A 16600-nucleotide genomic window follows, 5' to 3' on the forward strand; every position below is an offset into this window, starting at 1 on the left:
ATAATACTATTGCGTTTAATGAAGAACGGAATTCATAAACTAATTCATGTTAAAATTTTTGATCTGTTATGTTTTCCGTAGCTTTATAATTGAATTAACCAGTGTTTTTTGAACACAAAGATTTCACATGGGTACTGAAGACGACAATTTTATTCCTGAAATAAAGAACGATTTACGCAGTAAAATTATCTACATTCCTGAGGAGATAAATGAGGCTAGTGGTATTAACATATTTGGGAGAACGTTAAAGTCCTTTATATTTTCCACTGATGTAGCTATTATAAGAAATAATAATGCAGATGCGATTTTCTCTGTTTACCCATTTACTCCACAACCAGCTATTACACAAGCTTTAATTGTAGCGGCAGATGCACCTATATTTTGTGGAGTAGGGGGTGGGCTTACCGGTGGAAACCGTGTTTTAAGCATTGCCCGGGATGCGGAATTTCAAGGAGCCTCAGGTGTGGTAGTTAACCAACCTACTGAAAACAAGGTGATTGAACAATTAAAAAAACACATCGAGATTCCTATTATATGGACCATCAGTTCTATTGATGAACCTTTACAGCCTAAAATTGATGCAGGTGTGGATATTATCAATGTGAGTGGAGGAAAGGAAACCTCAAAAATCATAAAAGAGATTCGTAAAGCCTATGAATTAATTCCCATTATAGCTACCGGAGGTAGAAATGATGACAGGATAATGGAAACAATAGCTGCCGGAGCCAATGCCATTACTTACACACCCCCTTCTTCAGCAGAACTTTTAAGGCGTATTATGCGTGCCCACAGGGCGGGGGAAGCTATAGATTTTTCTAAAGGATTTAAGAAGTAAAATCTTTATTCCGGTTAGGAAACATAGGGAAATTTTGATCTGACTCAGCATTCTTTGGCATTCTTTGATAAACAAACGTTTCTTTGGCTCTATTGGAAATTTGAAAAAATGGAATCCAAATAGCAGCAGCAATTAGCGCCTTTAGAAATCCAAGGTAAGGATCCGTATTAACACCTAAACCAATTATTTCCTGCATAATAATTAACAGCATAGCGTACGATAAGTTGAATGCGTATAATACTGTGATGAGGATTCTTAAACTGCTTCTTTTCTTTAGAAATTGAATTATTATTAATCCGCAGAATACTAAATGAAAAATAACAATCACATAATCAATCATTATAATAAAAGCCACAATTGGGTTAAAGCGTAAAGAATCAGGCATAATTAGTGACATCCATATAGAATTATCAAAATAAACTCCATTAAATAAGTTTGATATAGTGATTATTGGTGCTATTAATAAACCAATAAATACAAGCCATAGTATGCCCTCAATTTTTTCGTATCTATACTTGTAATGTTTTGATGGAGGATCATATTTCTTGTTAAGCAAAATGGCAAGGTAAGTAAATACCCCAAATATTATTACCCCTCCTATTAAAAAGAACCAATTAAATTGCGGATAAGTAGCTTCCTTATAACTGCTTTTTGCAGGTGGATAAACTTCAATCCCCACCAAATTAGAAGCTTTTTCTATATCATTTTTGTATAGATCGATTTGCTGTAGAGGCACATGGTCAGAAAGTATTTTAAACTTGCAAGTAAAGGTAATAATGTTATTTTGGTAGTTGAGAGACCTACTGAATTGAAAAAAATCATTTTTAATTTCCTGCCAATCTGAAGGGACATTAATCTTAGTTGGCATATGAATATAAATCCTTTGTATGATTTCAGTGGGGTAGTTGAGTGCAAGGGGCGAGTTTCTCCTTTTTTGAAAGTCCCAGATCATGTTATCAAAAATGATCTCCGCATAAATTGGTTTTTCCCGGATGGGTTGTTTCTCACTATTAACCCAGAAATTATTGATTCTATAGTTCTCGGAAACTCTATACATGTTGGTTTCGTCATAACTCTTGGTTTTAATCTCTTCGCTCAGGACTACTTCATAGTTAAACCTTTCATAATGCTCCAGGTAATTATTTTCAATATCACTGATATCTGCATTCTCAAAATATTCCCGTTGTTGATCTGCATTCTTTCCATAGTACTCAGTTTCTACTTCAAATTCTACGGGATCGTTACTTCCTCTCAAATAATAATTATGTGTAATTTCTGTTCTTGAATGATTCAGAAATGGAATCTCCACCATTTTTTGAGTGGTATCAGTAATGATAAAACCTGCACCATAATTAGGGAAATAAAGCTTTGACAAAGAACCTTCTTGATTATTAATGGTAGGGTCAACCCAGAAAGACTGATTATCTTTTTCTAGCTTAACTACACAATGATCAAATATTTGAGGAGTAAGGGGGTAATCCGTTATATATTGGCCTTTATAACTGTTTACTAATACAGGAAAAGCATTTACACCTATGCTATTGAGCATGGTTGAAAGCAGCAGTGATTTGTCTTTGCAATCACCAAACCTATCTTTCAATACATCAGACGGTCCCCGTGGTTTGTAAGCCCCAATTCCTGTAGAAAGAGAAAGATAGCGAATTTCATCCTGTACAAAATTTATGAGGATCTCAATTTTAGTTCTCTCGTTTTCTATATGTCCTGTCAGTTCCTGAGCCTTTTGAGCAGCAGAATTATATTCCCTGGAACTGATTGAGAATAATTTTGTGATCCAATTCGAAAATTTCGTTTTATCGAATTCTGTAAAAATGACAAAATTAGAGAAATTAAACCAGGAGGGAGCCTGGTCATCATATTTAACTCCCTCGGTTTGTTTTATATTAATATCATAAATGACATTTCTATCTTTATAAATGGGGGAGTATTGTGTGCTATAAGGGGAATAAATCCTTAATTTGGTATCTTTTTTTCCCAGAATCCTTATGTTTTGATGAGCAATGGAATAATAGCTGGCTAAGTTGTAAGCTTTGCTAAAAAGTCCTTCATAAAGAGGGTTTTGTCCGCGAATGCTATATTCAATTTCTATTATATCATCCACTCTCACATCTTTAAGGTTCATGATGGCTGTGTTGGTGCCATCATAAACATTTCTTTCAGCATTTCCCTCTCTTTGTAAAACAAGAAAGTCTGGTGTGAGGGTAATAGGTTTCTCTCCACTCCTGATTTTTCTTATGTGATGAATGAAAACTTCCTGATATAGAGGGTCAAATAGTATCTGAACAGATGCTCCTTCAGAAACGCCATTTGAATTGAGGATTTTATAAACAATTTTATTGTATTCTTCTTTTTTTTCTATGTTGTATTGTTCACTAGTAAGCAAATAGTGAAGATCTTTTGAGGTGTATGGTTTTTCACTGTCATCTATCCAATTAATAGGAGTAGTCCAAGCAGGTCTTTTACCAATTTTTATTTCTTGACTAAATAATTGAGAGGAATAAATAAATAGGAAAAAACTAAATAGAAATAAGCGCATTAATTTTTTTTGATTGCAAAATACTACTTTTAGAATAATGTATTATAGATAATCAAAAAATAATAAAGGAGGAATAGTGAATTAATGAGATGAGAAACGGAAAAAAGGGAGGGAATAAACAGTCTCCCTTTCTTTGTTTTACTTCTGATTCTTCAATTCTTCTTCTACATGCTTTACCAATTTATCACAAAGCTCGTTCATTTGCTGTGACATAAATTCATCTCCTGTGGAATTGAGAACACTTTGAGCCATTCCTCCCAGGCAATCTATATAGAATCTTTTCATTTCATCTACGGGCATCTCTTTTGTCCAGAGATCTATACGCATTGAATTCTTTTGCTGATGGTCCCAAAGGGAAATACTGATGCTGTTAGTTTCTTTCAGGTTATCGTCACCTGAATCAGTCGCATTCCATTGTATTTTTTCAGGAACATTGTCCTTATCCAGTTCTACTTCGAAATTGATGGATGATTTCTTCATTCTTATTGTTTGTATTGTTATTAATTGAATCTGTTTTGCTTCATGTTAAGGAAGCATCAATTTAAAATCTTCATAGCTGGCAGGAGCCAAAGGAGTTGTGTCACAACCCATTTCAACTGCTTTTTCATTGATGTCAGCTACCCTGTCTTCAGGATCCGGATGAGTACTTAAAAACTCCGGAGTTCCACCTGTTTGGCCAGCATCTATTAATTTCTGAAAAAATGAATAGGCACCATTGCAGGCATAGGGAGTTTCAGCTAAATATTCCACTGAACGGTCATCCGCTTCCGATTCAAATGCTCGGGAGAAGCTTAAACCCGCAGCTGTGCCTGCTATCTGCCCTGCAATTTCTTCTAACTGTGACGGATCATCACCTATCAGCACATTTAATAAAACCTGGATGCCATATTGTTTCTGAAGATTTCTACTAGTGTGTCTCAAATCTGCATGTGCTACTTCATGGCCTAATACGCCCATAAAATCATCTTCCTGATCCAAATATTTAATTAATCCAGTATAAACATAAAGATACCCTCCGGGAGTGGCAAATGCATTTAAAACAGTGTCATTAGCAATTATTTTAATTTCCCATGCAAATTCTTCTTTGTATTGAACTTCACCTGAATTTAAAATCTCATCTAACAGATTGTTTAAGTATTGATAGGCTTCAGCATATTCAGTTTCGTCCAATATGGGGAACTGATCAGGATCATTGCTTATTTCTTCGGCTACCTGAGCACCTAATTCTACATCTTGTGATATTGAGAAAAAGACAAAATTATCATTCTTGTCTTTACAGCTAACTCCTACAATCAGTAGTGCAGCTATAATAATACTATTCAGTTTTTTCATTTATAGGATTTAATTTATTTTCATTTCAGGAATATCTCCATCAATGTGCAATTCGCCTTCTGTGGCATTTTTGATTTCTTCAACACTTACCCCCGGAGCCCTTTCCAGTAATTGAAATCCACCACCTTGTCTCACTTCAATCACAGCTAGATCAGTAATAATTTTTTTCACACATTGAAGACCGGTAATGGGCAAGCTACATTTTTTTAATAGTTTGGATTCACCATCCCGACTGGTATGTTGCATAGCTACAATGATATTCTTGGCAGATGCCACAAGGTCCATTGCACCACCCATGCCTTTCACCATCTTGCCCGGAATCTTCCAATTGGCTATATCACCATTTTCAGAAACTTCCATGGCACCCAGAATAGTCAAATCAACATGGCCTCCTCTAATCATGCCGAAGCTTTCAGATGAATTAAATAAAACTGAACCCGGACGCATAGTAATGGTTTGCTTTCCCGCATTAATCAAATCAGCATCGACATTTTCCTCTGTGGGAAAAGAGCCAATGCCCAGTAGTCCGTTTTCCGATTGTAACACTACATTTAGTTCATCAGGAATGTAATTTGCCACCAATGTGGGGATACCAATCCCTAAATTGATGTACATTCCATCTTCTATCTCCTGTGCTATTCTTTTAGCAATTCCTATTTTATCTAATGACATAGCTTATGATCTTACAGTTCTTTGCTCAATTCTTTTTTCATAATTTACCCCCTGAAAAATGCGTTGCACATATATGCCGGGTGTGTGAATTTCATTAGGGTCAAGCTCGCCCGCAGGTACCAACTCTTCCACTTCCGCAATGGTGATTTTACCGGCAGCAGCCATCATCGGGTTGAAATTTCTGGCAGTACCTTTGAAAATCAGATTTCCTGCAGTATCACCCTTCCAGGCTTTTACCAATGAAAAATCGGCCCTGAGCCACTCTTCCATTAAATACATTTTACCTTCAAACTCGCGCGTTTCCTTGCCTTCGGCTACTTCTGTTCCGTAGCCGGCAGGGGTGAAGAATGCTGGTATTCCGGCCCCACCGGCCCTTACTCTTTCTGCTAAAGTGCCTTGTGGTATTAAGTCAACCTCCAATTCTCCCTGGAGTAATTGTCTTTCAAATTCCGCATTTTCTCCCACATAAGAGGAGATCATTTTTTTTACCTGCCTGGTTTTTAATAGTAATCCAATACCAAAATCATCAACTCCGGCATTATTTGAGATACAAGTGAGTCCTTTTACTCCTGTTTGAAGGAGTGCCTGGATGGCATTTTCCGGAATGCCACATAAACCAAAGCCTCCTAACATGAGCACAGCATTGTCAGGAATATCTTTTACAGCTTCTTCAGCATTTTTAACTCTTTTATCAATCATGATAGTGTTTTTGTTGAAAAATTAATCATTCAAAATCTTAATTGCCAATTCTTTATCCTTTGCCAATTGCATGGTTAAAGCTTCTTTGGATTCAAACTTCTGTTCCTCCCTTAATTTCTGTACAAAGAGAACAGTTACTTTTTCATCATAAATGCTTTGATCGAATTCGAAAAGGTGAGCTTCCATTCTTTTTTCCTTTCCATCTACGGTAGGTCTCACTCCAATGTTCAGCATTGCCTGATATGTTTTTTTTCTCAACATAACTTTCACTGCATAGGTACCATCGGCAGGAATAAGTTTGTAAGGGGCATCTGTACTGATATTGGCTGTGGGAAAGCCAAGGGTTCTTCCTATTTTATCTCCCGGGATAACAGTACCAATTACTTCATAAGGCCTTCCTAAGAAATCAGCAGCTTTTTCTACTTCTCCGGCATCTATGGCTTTTCTGATTTTAGTTGAACTAATGCCCACATCTTCAATATCCTGCCGTGGAATTTCCTCCACAGTAAAACCATAGCGGGACGAATGCTCTTTCAAATGCTCAAAGCTACCTTCTCTGTCTTTACCAAAATGATGGTCATAACCTATTACAAGTTTTTGGGTATGGAGGGCGGATATGATGACTTCCTGTATGAATTTCTCAGAACTCCATTGGGAAAATTCTTTTGTAAAAGTGATTTTAATCAAATGATCAATCCCTATAGATCTTAAAATGGCTGCTTTTTCTTCAAAAGTAGAGAGTAATTTTAGAGAATTATCTTCAGGTTTCAAAACGAAGCGGGGGTGTGGCCAAAAGGTTACCAGGGCAGTTTCACCATTATTTTGCTTGGCCAACTCAATAATTCTTCTCAGGATTTCCTGATGGCCTAAATGTACACCATCAAAAGTTCCAATAGTGACTACTGCATTCTTTATGCCTTTTAAAGATTGAATACCATCATGAATGATCATACATTCTCTTTTTTTTGTTTCTCTACCAACTTCATGAGATTTTCAGCATCATCTACAGAAAACTCCCCGATTTTTGTTCTTCTCAGGGAAGATAAATAAGCTCCAACCCCGAGTTTCTCCCCGAAATCATTGGCCATACTTCTAATGTAGGTTCCTTTTGAACACACAATTCTGAAGGAGATTTTAGGTGGATCGAAATCAGTGATTTCAAATGCTTCAATATGTACTTGTTTGGATTTCAATTCAAACTTTTCCCCTGCCCGGGCTAATTCATAAGCGCGTTTGCCATCTTTTTTAACGGCAGAAAAGATAGGAGGGGTTTGTGTGATCTCTCCTAAGAAACTATTGGCGACCTCTATACATTGCTCTTTTGTAATACCTGTAATTTCTTTTTTAAATTCAGGCTCTGTTTCCAGATCGTAAGATGCTGTAATATGGCCTAATGTGAAATCTCCGGTATATTCTTTTTTTTGCGCCTGAAATTTTTCTATGGATTTGGTCATTTTTCCGGTACATAATATCAACAAACCTGTAGCTAGTGGATCTAATGTGCCGGCATGGCCTATTTTTTTTACTTTTAAGGCAAACTTTAATTTCTTTACTACATCAAAAGAGGTCCAGTTCAAGGGTTTGTCTATGAGAATTACTTTCCCTTCTTGTTTGATATCGTTTCTATTTTCATTCATATTAACTGACTGAATATGGCTATTGTACCAATAATAGCACAGTAAATAGCAAAATAGATCAGCTTACCTTTTTTCACTATATTAATCATCAATTTACAAGCTACGAGTCCTGCAAAAAATGCCATTACAAAGCCCATTATCAATACAATACCAGCAGTTTGATTTTCTACCACAGGTTGTTCAATATAATCTTTTAGCTTTAACAAGGAAGCACCTAAAATTGGTACTAAAACCATTAGAAACGAAAATCTTGCAGCTTTAGCTTTATTTACTCCAAGCAATAAGGCCGTTGCAATAGTGGCTCCTGACCTTGAGATTCCCGGTAAAATAGCAATGGCCTGTGCAACTCCTATTACTATTGCCTGCCAGTATTTAACGGCAGTGCCTTCTTTATGCCTTACCAAATATGTGAAGGCTAATAGAATAGCAGTAAAAATGAGCATTGAACCTACCAGGAGTAGATTGCCAGTAAAAAAACTTTCTATTTGTTTTTCAAATAATAGACCAATGATTCCTATCGGAATCATTGAAATGATGATTTTTAAAACAAAATCAACAGATTCGTTCCATTCAAATTTGAAAAGATCTTTAATAAGAGATGCTAAATCTTTTCGGAATACTACAATGGTGGAAAGAGCTGTTGCAGCATGTACAACAATGGAAAATAGAAGGTTATCAGTAGTTTGAATGTTTAAAAGTACATTTCCTATTTCCAAATGCCCACTACTACTAACAGGCAGAAATTCTGTTAATCCTTGAATAATTCCAAGGATAATAGCCTCTAATAAATTCATGGTTATTTTTTAGGCTTGATAAGGATTGCAACTATTTCCATAATAAAGCCTGCCATCACGATAATTGGCCCCAGGGTTAAACCTAAAAAACCAAAGCCATATTGTTCCTTGTCTAAGGTCATCACTATAAATCCAATGGTTAAGGTCAAAATACCTGCAATCATTAATATGTAGTTGGTTCTACCAAATGCTAACTTACTTTTTTCTGACATAATTTTTATTTAATACAATTCGTCTAATGACATGGCCAAATATTTTTGCATAGCCCGCCATGTACTGAAAACTGCTATGAAAATACCAATAATGATTAAACTGATGAAAATGGCCAATAATATTTCCCGATTTTGTAATGAGGTTAAACCGTCAATCTTGGTGTTTCCGTATACTAAGAGGGCATATAAAGCTACTGATGATAAGGTGCCGGCTATGAAGCCGTGCATAATTGATCTGTAAATAAATGGTTTTCGGATAAAGACCTTTGTTGCACCAACCAACTGCATACTTCTGATAAGAAATCGTTGTGAAAATAAAGCTAATTTAATCGTGTTATTAATTAAAATACCAATCACTAGAAATAATATGATGGCCACGCCTAACAATACAAGGCTTATTTTGGTAATATTTTCATTAATGCTTTGAATCATGTTGTTGGTGTATACTACTTCAAAAACACCATTCATCTTTTCAATTTCATTTTTAATTTCTTCCATGGCTTCATTGGAATGAAAGTCAGGATTGATCTTAATAACATACGCATCCTTTAAAGGGTTGTCACCCAGGAATTTAAGAAAATCTTCTCCTGTCTCTTCAATAAATTCTTCAGCAGCGGTTTCTTTGGAAATGAAATTAATAGCTGGACCTTGTTCAGTTTTAAGTACAAACTCCCTGGAGGACAATGATTTATTCACTCTGGCGATTTCAGGCTCTGAAAGACCTGAATTGAGGTATACCTGCATTTCCACATTTTTACGAATCACTTGTGTGAGTGAATTGGTGGTAGAAAGCAACAAAGCAAATAGACCCAGGACAAATAATGCCAGAGTCATGCTAAAGATGACGCTAAGAAAGGGATAGTTTCCCAGTTTCTTCTTTTTTCTGTATTTTTTCTCTCTGCTCATATTACGAAGTTCAAAAATAGTAATTTATTTACGCTTCGCTTATTTATTTGAAGATAAAATAAAAGGCTTTCCATTTTTCAACAGAAAGCCTGAATAATTATTTTAACATGACAGGTTTATTTTTTTTGAACGAAAAGGAAGCCTTCTTACTTTTCTTCATTCATTATAAGCTCCAGTTCCAATATTAACATTTCATCTTTAACCTTTTCTAGTGAGGTAATGTTAGTTACATTGTCATTAATGATATAGATGGAATCCTGATAACTCAGGAACAATTGTTTTTTGCCCTGACTATGAAGTTCGATAATTTCGTAAGGTTCGTTTTGGAAATCACCATAGAGGTATAGTTTATTGTTGAAGTATTTGTAATGATACTTCTCTTTTACATCCGGCTCATTGTGAAAAATAATCTCTGTTTCTGAGGTGATATCTTTACTTAAAGTATTATCTATCGATTTGTTAAATTCCTTTTCATTTGATGGATGGAACAAATTATCATCCTGGAAAGTAAGCAAGGACTGCGGTTTGGCCTTGGCTGATTCATCCTTTTGAGTAGTGGTTTTTACATTTCTGGAGGTTGGATTTGGTGCTAAGTTATTAACAAATCTTTCCTTTTGTTTTGGATTTGATTCTTTAGATTGGAATGGATCATTTTCAGCAAATTGATTAATTGCTTTAGGAACCTCCATATCAATTGATTGGTCTTTCCAATTGATTTTATCGCTTAGTTCAATATTTAGTTGCTCATAGGTAGAAGTATCACTCATGTACCAATAAAGCCATACACTTAAGAAAGAGGCTATTGTTAAAGTGCCTGCTAACCATTTTACGCCTGACCCTAACAACATACTGCCCGATCCGCTTACGTCTATTGCCGATAATCTGGATTTAAGTTGTTGGGTACGAACCTGACTGATTCCGTTAATTATATTTTTCTGGAGTTCGAACTCGGCCTTTAACAAAGGGTCTGTTTGAATTTTGTTTTCAAGCATCACCTTTTGCTCTGGTCTAATCGAACCATCGAAATAAGCGTCTATCAAGCGAAAATAATTGGTTTCACTCATAATTTATCAGTCTAAAAAATCACTGGCTGTGTATCTTGATCTAATCAAATCATCCAGTCTTTTTTTACATTTATATCTTTTTGTTTTAGCAGTATCACTATTGGCTAAGCCCATTTTTTCAGCTATTTTATCCATTGACATGCCGTCAAAATAATGATAGGTTAATATCTGCTTACAGGAATCTCCCAGTTCATTAATGCATTCATGGATAATCTTAATCATTTCTTGCTGCTCAAAGTTGTTTTCCTCACTATCTTCTTTGTCGCTTTCCTCAAATTTTCTTTTTCTGTCCAATTCTTTTCTCCAAAGATTTTGGCAGACACTGAATAAGTAAGTGCTTATTTTGGAAGATAATTTAAATTCTTCACTTTTAGCTTTTTGCCAAAAAACAATCAAAGCATCTTGAAAAACATCCAAAGCCTCTTGCTCTGAACCATTGTTTCTTAAAATCATGCTGACCATCATTCTGTAATTTTTCTTATACAGATAATCTAAAGCTGACTCATCGCCTGCTTTAATTCTTTCAATGATGACCGCATCGCTTAGCTTCATGAGTATATACTATAGAACTTAAATAAGTAACCCTTGCAAATTTAAGTTATATTATAAAAATAGTAAAAAATATTGACATGCAGGTTTTTAGGAACTAAAGGTGTAAGGTATTCTTTAATTTTTCTGTTTTACTAAAACCACTTTGCTGTTGGTAACACCATAATAATGATCGTTTTGAGAGAATTTCTGAATAGTAAGTCCTGTAAACCGGCCAAAGGCAGGGAGTATAAGTTGCTTTTGTTTCAGGTGATAACATGCCATGTTTAGAGAAGTTCTTCCTTTTCCTTTTATACTTATTCCCGGATGCACATGCCCGGCAAAATTTATTACATTTCCACAATTTACTATTGCTTCCTGAGGTAAAGGATGATGAGATAAGAGCAAGGATTTAAACAGGAAGGGCTCTTCTTTACATTTGAAGTTAGGGAGTTGATAATTGGTGTCAGGAAGAATATCATGGTTTCCTTTGATAAGAATAAATTCTATGGATGCAAACTCTCTTAGGAAATCCTTGAACATTTCCCACTCTACATTGATGTGGCTATGAAATAAATCACCCAAAAAGAAGATTCTCTTTGGGTGATATTTGCTAATAAGCTCTTTAATTCTACCCATCTCAGCAGAAATGAGTTCGTTGGGTACTGCTATTCCGGCTTTTCTGAAATGCGAGGTTTTACCCAAATGAACATCTGCTATAAAAAGGATGGATTCTTTTTCCCAAAAAACAACTTTGTCAGCTGTTAATAAAAATGGTTCATTTAGGATATTGATTTGCAAAACCTTAATCTACCTTCTTCCAGGTTTGAGTTCTGTAGAAAAAGGCAATATACCCTCTTACTTTCAATTCATCTCCTTCCTTATAGATCAGGCAGTCGTAAGTTTTTCCATTTTTAGGATCCAGGATGGTACCGTCTTCCCATTCATTATCGCTTTTGTCATATTCCATACCTCTAATGATCTCCAGTCCTATTATTTTCTTGTTTTTTCTATCCCCTGGACATAAATCGCAAATAGGATCCTGCTCTTCATCAGGCCCTCTGAAAAGCTTCACTATTTTCCCATATGCCTTGCCATCCTTCTTATAAATTTCTACAATGCTTTTTACCTTTCCGGTCTCATCATCAATGGTTTTCCACTTGCCAAAAATATCGGACTGGGCTGATAAATTGAACTGAATGCTTACGAATATTAATAGAACAATAATTTTTTTCATCTTTCGATTTCTGTTAATGTTGATTTCAAATGTAAAATTAAAAATATTAACTTTCTAGCTGTAATTGAATTTTTGCTACTCTTTCTTCCAAAGTTTCTGTTGAAAATTTTTCCCTTAACCTATCCACCATAATCGGAAATGAAAAAGGAGAGGGCTGTGCAAGTTTTTTAAGAATTATTTTTTGTTGATTTATTCTGGCAATAGCTTTCTCAAGTCTTTCTTTTTCCAGTTGATGTTGAATTACTTCTTCATGGGCTTGCTTTAAAAGTAAATTCTCAGGTTCATACTCTGTGAAAACCCCGAACATAATGGATGATGAAGCTTGGAGGTGCTTGTCTTTAACATTTTTCCCCGGGAATCCTTTAAAAATTAAGCCGGAAATGGCTGCGATATCACGAAATTTTCTTTTGGCCATTTCTGTCTCATTTATTCCTCTCAAGATATCTTCTTCCAGGTTAACAGCTGAAAATAAATCCAATGAAAGAGCCTCTTCCATATCTATTACTTCATCTGTTAGAAGCTCAAGACCGTAATCATTCATGGCTATGGAAAACGAAATGGGTTGTGAGATACTGATTCGGTAGGCTACTAAGCTGGCTAATACTTCATGGATAAACCGACCTTCAAATGGGAAAATAAAAATATGAAAACCTTCTTTCGAGCTAACAGTTTCTATCAGGAGTTCATTTTGGGCAGGAATAATAGAAAACTTTTTTTGTCTGTTTATCAGGGGTGAGATTTTTTCGAGTTCAATATCCCGAATTATTCCTTTTGTAAAATCATCTAATTTTTGACGAATATAAAATGATAACTGAGAAGAGAGTGGCATTCTTCCACCCATCCACTTTGGCACTAAACCTGTTTTTTTCTTGCTTAGCTTCACCTGTACAGTCATGTCTTTCAACCGAACATATTCCAGGTTTCTGCCGGAAAACCAGAAAACATCTCCCGGTTTTAATCTGCTGATGAAATTCTCTTCAACAGTACCTATATAGCCTCCTTTAATATATTTTATGTTTAAAAGCTGATCACCCACAATAGTGCCAATGGATAACCTGTGGCGCATCGCAATCTTTTTATTCACCACTTTTAGCAGGCTCTCTTCCTGCACTACTTTGTGGTATTCATCATAGGCCGAGAGACTTTTACCTCCAAACTGAATAAAATTAAGTATCCATTGCCACTCTTCCTCAGTAATATCTCGAAAGCAATAAGTTGATTTTATTTGACTCAAGAGTTTTTCCGGATTGAAGCCTTCACCAACAGCTAGTGTAATCATGAATTGGAGTAGCACATCAAATGCTTTCTGAACCGGAATCCTTGCTTCGAAATTCTTTTCTGATATGGCTTGCCTCAAAGCAGCACCTTCAATTAATTCCAAAGAATGGGTGGGTAGAAAGTAAATTCTACTCTTCTCACCAGGCCTGTGCCCGCTTCTGCCAGCCCTTTGTGCAAAGCGTGAAATGCCTTTTGGGCTTCCCACCTGAATAATAGTATCTACTGGCCTGAAATCCACTCCCAAATCTAAACTGGAAGTACAAACCACCACTTTAATAATGCCGGAATGTAAGGCTTCTTCCACCCATATTCTGATGTGATTACTTAAAGAACCATGATGCATGGCTATTGCTCCAGCCAGATCAGGCGATTTTTCCAGTAGTTTCTGATACCAGATTTCGGTTTGAGAACGTGTGTTCGTAAAAATTAAGGTGGTTTTATTCTGATGAATAATCGGTAGTACTTTATCAATCAGTTTAATACCTAAATGGCCTGCCCATGGATAATTTTCCACCTCATCAGGTAAAATTGATTCTATTTGTATCAATTTTTCAATGTCTGATCTAATAAAGTCACCTTCTTTGGCATCTTTGCCTAAAAGTACATCACGGGCCTCTTCCAAATTACCTATGGTGGCGGAGATAGCCCAAATTCTCAATTTTGATACTGCCAAATCTTTTAAAACAGCTAATGCCAGTTCTACCTGCACACCACGTTTGCTTCCCAAAAGTTCATGCCATTCATCCACAATGATGGCTTCAAGGTTTTTAAAGTACTGAGAACTGTTTTTCTGGCTTAATAATAAGTGAAGGCTTTCAGGGGTGGTGATCAGGCAGTCTGGCGGACTCTTTTTTTGTCGTTGCCGGTCTTTGGTGGAAGTATCTCCTGTGCGGGTTTCTATTTGCCAACTGAAACCGAAATCATCCGCAGAGACTTGCATGGCCGATTGAATATCTTTTGACAATGCTCTTAAGGGTAAAATCCACAGAAACTTGAGCCCTTTTTTTGGTTGGCTTAGGAGTTTCTTCTGCTGTGTATAATGGGATAACAAGCAAGCGATCCATAAAGCATAGGTTTTACCACTGCCTGTAGGGGCATTAAGCAATCCTGATTTTCCTGATAAATAACTGTTCCAGGTTTCTACCTGAAAAGGAAATGCTTTCCATCCCTGCTTTTTAAACCAGTCTTTTCCTAAACCAATGCGCTTATCCATACTTTTCCAGCAGTTCCTGTAAATCACCTAAGGTATTAGCTGCTTCCATTTTTTTATCTTCCCGCCATCTGCTGATCCGCGGAAAGCGTAATGCAATACCGGATTTATGTCTTTTAGATTCCTGAATTCCTTCAAAAGCTATTTCAAATACCAGCTGGGGAGTGACAGTCCTTACAGGGCCAAACCTTTCTTTGGTATTATTTTTCACAAAAGCATTCACTTTTCTCATTTCAGCATCTGTAAGTCCTGAATAAGCTTTAGCAAAAGGGATCAGTTCATTATCTCTCCAAACACCAAAAGTATAGTCAGAGTACAAATCTGCTCTTCGCCCGTGTCCTTTTTGCGCATAAATGAGCACCCCATCAATGGTTAGAGGATCAATTTTCCATTTCCACCAACCGCCTCTTTTGCGCCCAACTTCATAAGCTGAGCCTAACTTTTTCAGCATAAAACCTTCAGTTTTTAAACTTCTTGCTTTTGTGCGGGTTTCGGCAAGTTCCTCCCAATTATTAAATTTCTCTGCTGCTGATAGTTGCAAATTGGGATGATTCACTCCCCTAATTATTTCTTCTAAAAGCAAATTACGGTTTTGCAGGCTATTTGACCGGATGTCCTGCGATTGATATTCCAGGATGTCGTAAGCTTTAAAAACTACAGGAGCATTTTTTAAGATGGCTTTACTGAGGTTTTTCCTCCCAATTCGTGTTTGTAAAAGCGCAAATGGCAATGGTTCACCATTTTGATAGGGTAGGATCTCACCATCCAGCACTGTTCCGTTTGGAATGTTTGCCGACATTTCAACTAATTCGGGAAATTTTTCTGTCACCAATTCCTCACCACGGCTCCAGATAAAAACTTCATTTTTTCTTTTGATGATTTGCCCTCTAATGCCATCCCATTTCCACTCAGCCTGCCAGTCTTTTGGATGACCCAACTCTTTCACTTCTTCATAAGTTACGGGGTGAGCCAGGAAAAAAGGGTAGGGGCGGGCAATTAAATCATCCTTTCGTTCTTCCAATATCAATTCAGAAAAGCTGGTGCTTTGAGGTGTCCAGTTGCCCATCAATCGATGTGCAATAATAGTTTTGTCAATATTATAAGCCTGACTGATGGCTCTGGTGACAATATTTTGAGAGACGCCCAACCTCCATGAACCCGTCATTAACTTTGTAAATACAAATCTCTCCTGTGTGTTGAGTTCTCCATAGATTTCTTTCAATTGGATTTCCTTTTCTTCATTGGAGAGCTCACCAATTTCTATAAGTTGATGAATATAATGATGAAGTGGTTTATCTATAGTTGCTTTTGTTTCGTCAAAAGGCAGTATCAAGGCGATAGTTTCAGCCAGGTCACCCACAACATGATATGATTCCTGAAAAAGCCAACTCGGTATTGCTGCCCATTGAGTGACCCAGTCTTTCAATAAAGTGCTGTTGATTTTTCTTTTGGGTCTTCGATTGGTAAACAAGGCCAGCACCCATATTTTATCAGCATCATTGGCTTCCGAAAAATAGCTTTTTAGTGCAGCTACCTTGTCATTGGTTTTGTTGCTTTGATCTATGGAAGTGATAAGTTCGGCAAAATCTTTCAATATGGTAGTTCGCTATTTTACAATATTGAACTCAATGCCATTTATTAT

The 16600-nt window shown here is 36.4% G+C and carries 17 protein-coding genes; 1 reads left to right on the forward strand and 16 read right to left on the reverse strand.

What is annotated here, in order from left to right:
• Positions 1–127 precede the first annotated feature (127 nt).
• Positions 128–835, forward strand: coding sequence for a beta/alpha barrel domain-containing protein (locus JKA74_RS07060; protein WP_201430457.1), 708 nt, complete (start codon positions 128–130; stop codon positions 833–835).
• Here the strand turns inward: JKA74_RS07060 and JKA74_RS07065 are convergent.
• From JKA74_RS07065 to JKA74_RS07140, 16 genes are all read right to left on the reverse strand, one after another.
• Complete coding sequence (locus tag JKA74_RS07065) at positions 825–3389, reverse strand: DUF3857 domain-containing protein (protein WP_201430458.1); 2565 nt, start codon at positions 3387–3389, stop codon at positions 825–827. The two genes, JKA74_RS07060 and JKA74_RS07065, sit on opposite strands and share 11 nt — an antisense overlap.
• A 138-nt stretch (positions 3390–3527) precedes the next feature.
• Entirely contained in the window at positions 3528–3869 is a 342-nt protein-coding gene (gene gldC, locus JKA74_RS07070; protein WP_201430459.1) for a gliding motility protein GldC, read from the reverse strand.
• A 45-nt stretch (positions 3870–3914) separates the two neighbouring features.
• Positions 3915–4721, reverse strand: coding sequence for a M48 family metalloprotease (locus JKA74_RS07075; RefSeq protein ID WP_201430460.1), 807 nt, complete (start codon positions 4719–4721; stop codon positions 3915–3917).
• A gap of 9 nt (positions 4722–4730) precedes the next feature.
• Positions 4731–5393, reverse strand: a complete 663-nt coding sequence (locus tag JKA74_RS07080) for a 3-oxoacid CoA-transferase subunit B (RefSeq protein WP_201430461.1) — start codon at positions 5391–5393, stop codon at positions 4731–4733.
• A 3-nt stretch (positions 5394–5396) separates the two neighbouring features.
• Entirely contained in the window at positions 5397–6092 is a 696-nt protein-coding gene (locus tag JKA74_RS07085) for a CoA transferase subunit A (protein ID WP_201430462.1), read from the reverse strand.
• A 21-nt stretch (positions 6093–6113) separates the two neighbouring features.
• Positions 6114–7043 (reverse strand): bifunctional riboflavin kinase/FAD synthetase, encoded by a 930-nt coding sequence (locus JKA74_RS07090; RefSeq protein WP_201430463.1) that lies wholly within the window; start codon positions 7041–7043, stop codon positions 6114–6116.
• Entirely contained in the window at positions 7040–7729 is a 690-nt protein-coding gene (gene truB / locus JKA74_RS07095) for a tRNA pseudouridine(55) synthase TruB (protein WP_201430464.1), read from the reverse strand. Before truB ends, JKA74_RS07090 begins: the two co-directional genes overlap by 4 nt.
• Complete coding sequence (locus JKA74_RS07100; RefSeq protein WP_201430465.1) at positions 7726–8523, reverse strand: undecaprenyl-diphosphate phosphatase; 798 nt, start codon at positions 8521–8523, stop codon at positions 7726–7728. Before JKA74_RS07100 ends, truB begins: the two co-directional genes overlap by 4 nt.
• 2 nt (positions 8524–8525) lie before the next feature.
• Positions 8526–8735, reverse strand: a complete 210-nt coding sequence (locus JKA74_RS07105; protein WP_201430466.1) for a DUF3098 domain-containing protein — start codon at positions 8733–8735, stop codon at positions 8526–8528.
• Between the two features lie 9 nt (positions 8736–8744).
• Positions 8745–9641: a cell division protein FtsX gene (locus JKA74_RS07110; protein WP_201430467.1), complete on the reverse strand. Its 897-nt coding sequence runs from the start codon at positions 9639–9641 to the stop codon at positions 8745–8747.
• A gap of 146 nt (positions 9642–9787) precedes the next feature.
• The gene (locus JKA74_RS07115) at positions 9788–10705 is read right to left on the reverse strand and encodes an anti-sigma factor (protein ID WP_201430468.1); all 918 of its coding nucleotides are present in this window, start codon (positions 10703–10705) and stop codon (positions 9788–9790) included.
• Positions 10706–10711: 6 nt separating this feature from the next.
• The gene (locus JKA74_RS07120) at positions 10712–11257 is read right to left on the reverse strand and encodes an RNA polymerase sigma factor (protein ID WP_201430469.1); all 546 of its coding nucleotides are present in this window, start codon (positions 11255–11257) and stop codon (positions 10712–10714) included.
• A 114-nt stretch (positions 11258–11371) separates the two neighbouring features.
• Positions 11372–12034 (reverse strand): ligase-associated DNA damage response endonuclease PdeM, encoded by a 663-nt coding sequence (pdeM, locus tag JKA74_RS07125; RefSeq protein ID WP_201430470.1) that lies wholly within the window; start codon positions 12032–12034, stop codon positions 11372–11374.
• A 4-nt stretch (positions 12035–12038) separates the two neighbouring features.
• Positions 12039–12470, reverse strand: a complete 432-nt coding sequence (locus tag JKA74_RS07130) for a DUF2147 domain-containing protein (RefSeq protein WP_201430471.1) — start codon at positions 12468–12470, stop codon at positions 12039–12041.
• Positions 12471–12516: 46 nt separating this feature from the next.
• Positions 12517–14961 (reverse strand): ligase-associated DNA damage response DEXH box helicase, encoded by a 2445-nt coding sequence (locus tag JKA74_RS07135; protein WP_201430472.1) that lies wholly within the window; start codon positions 14959–14961, stop codon positions 12517–12519.
• Positions 14954–16552 (reverse strand): ATP-dependent DNA ligase, encoded by a 1599-nt coding sequence (locus JKA74_RS07140; protein WP_201430473.1) that lies wholly within the window; start codon positions 16550–16552, stop codon positions 14954–14956. The genes JKA74_RS07135 and JKA74_RS07140 overlap by 8 nt, the downstream gene beginning before the upstream one ends.
• Positions 16553–16600: the final 48 nt, after the last annotated feature.

It is taken from the genome of Marivirga aurantiaca (assembly GCF_016679925.1).
GTDB classification, from domain to species: Bacteria; Bacteroidota; Bacteroidia; order Cytophagales; family Cyclobacteriaceae; genus Marivirga; species Marivirga aurantiaca.

Excerpts from the sequence above, each read along its gene's own strand:
- JKA74_RS07060 (WP_201430457.1), top strand. The coding sequence starts at position 128 with ATGGGTACTGAAGACGACAATTTTATTCCTGAAATAAAGAACGATTTA.
- JKA74_RS07065 (WP_201430458.1), bottom strand. The coding sequence starts at position 3,389 with ATGCGCTTATTTCTATTTAGTTTTTTCCTATTTATTTATTCCTCTCAA.
- gldC (WP_201430459.1), bottom strand. The coding sequence starts at position 3,869 with ATGAAGAAATCATCCATCAATTTCGAAGTAGAACTGGATAAGGACAAT.
- JKA74_RS07075 (WP_201430460.1), bottom strand. The coding sequence starts at position 4,721 with ATGAAAAAACTGAATAGTATTATTATAGCTGCACTACTGATTGTAGGA.
- JKA74_RS07080 (WP_201430461.1), bottom strand. The coding sequence starts at position 5,393 with ATGTCATTAGATAAAATAGGAATTGCTAAAAGAATAGCACAGGAGATA.
- JKA74_RS07085 (WP_201430462.1), bottom strand. The coding sequence starts at position 6,092 with ATGATTGATAAAAGAGTTAAAAATGCTGAAGAAGCTGTAAAAGATATT.
- JKA74_RS07090 (WP_201430463.1), bottom strand. The coding sequence starts at position 7,043 with ATGATCATTCATGATGGTATTCAATCTTTAAAAGGCATAAAGAATGCA.
- truB (WP_201430464.1), bottom strand. The coding sequence starts at position 7,729 with ATGAATGAAAATAGAAACGATATCAAACAAGAAGGGAAAGTAATTCTC.
- JKA74_RS07100 (WP_201430465.1), bottom strand. The coding sequence starts at position 8,523 with ATGAATTTATTAGAGGCTATTATCCTTGGAATTATTCAAGGATTAACA.
- JKA74_RS07105 (WP_201430466.1), bottom strand. The coding sequence starts at position 8,735 with ATGTCAGAAAAAAGTAAGTTAGCATTTGGTAGAACCAACTACATATTA.
- JKA74_RS07110 (WP_201430467.1), bottom strand. The coding sequence starts at position 9,641 with ATGAGCAGAGAGAAAAAATACAGAAAAAAGAAGAAACTGGGAAACTAT.
- JKA74_RS07115 (WP_201430468.1), bottom strand. The coding sequence starts at position 10,705 with ATGAGTGAAACCAATTATTTTCGCTTGATAGACGCTTATTTCGATGGT.
- JKA74_RS07120 (WP_201430469.1), bottom strand. The coding sequence starts at position 11,257 with ATGAAGCTAAGCGATGCGGTCATCATTGAAAGAATTAAAGCAGGCGAT.
- JKA74_RS07130 (WP_201430471.1), bottom strand. The coding sequence starts at position 12,470 with ATGAAAAAAATTATTGTTCTATTAATATTCGTAAGCATTCAGTTCAAT.
- JKA74_RS07135 (WP_201430472.1), bottom strand. The coding sequence starts at position 14,961 with ATGGATAAGCGCATTGGTTTAGGAAAAGACTGGTTTAAAAAGCAGGGA.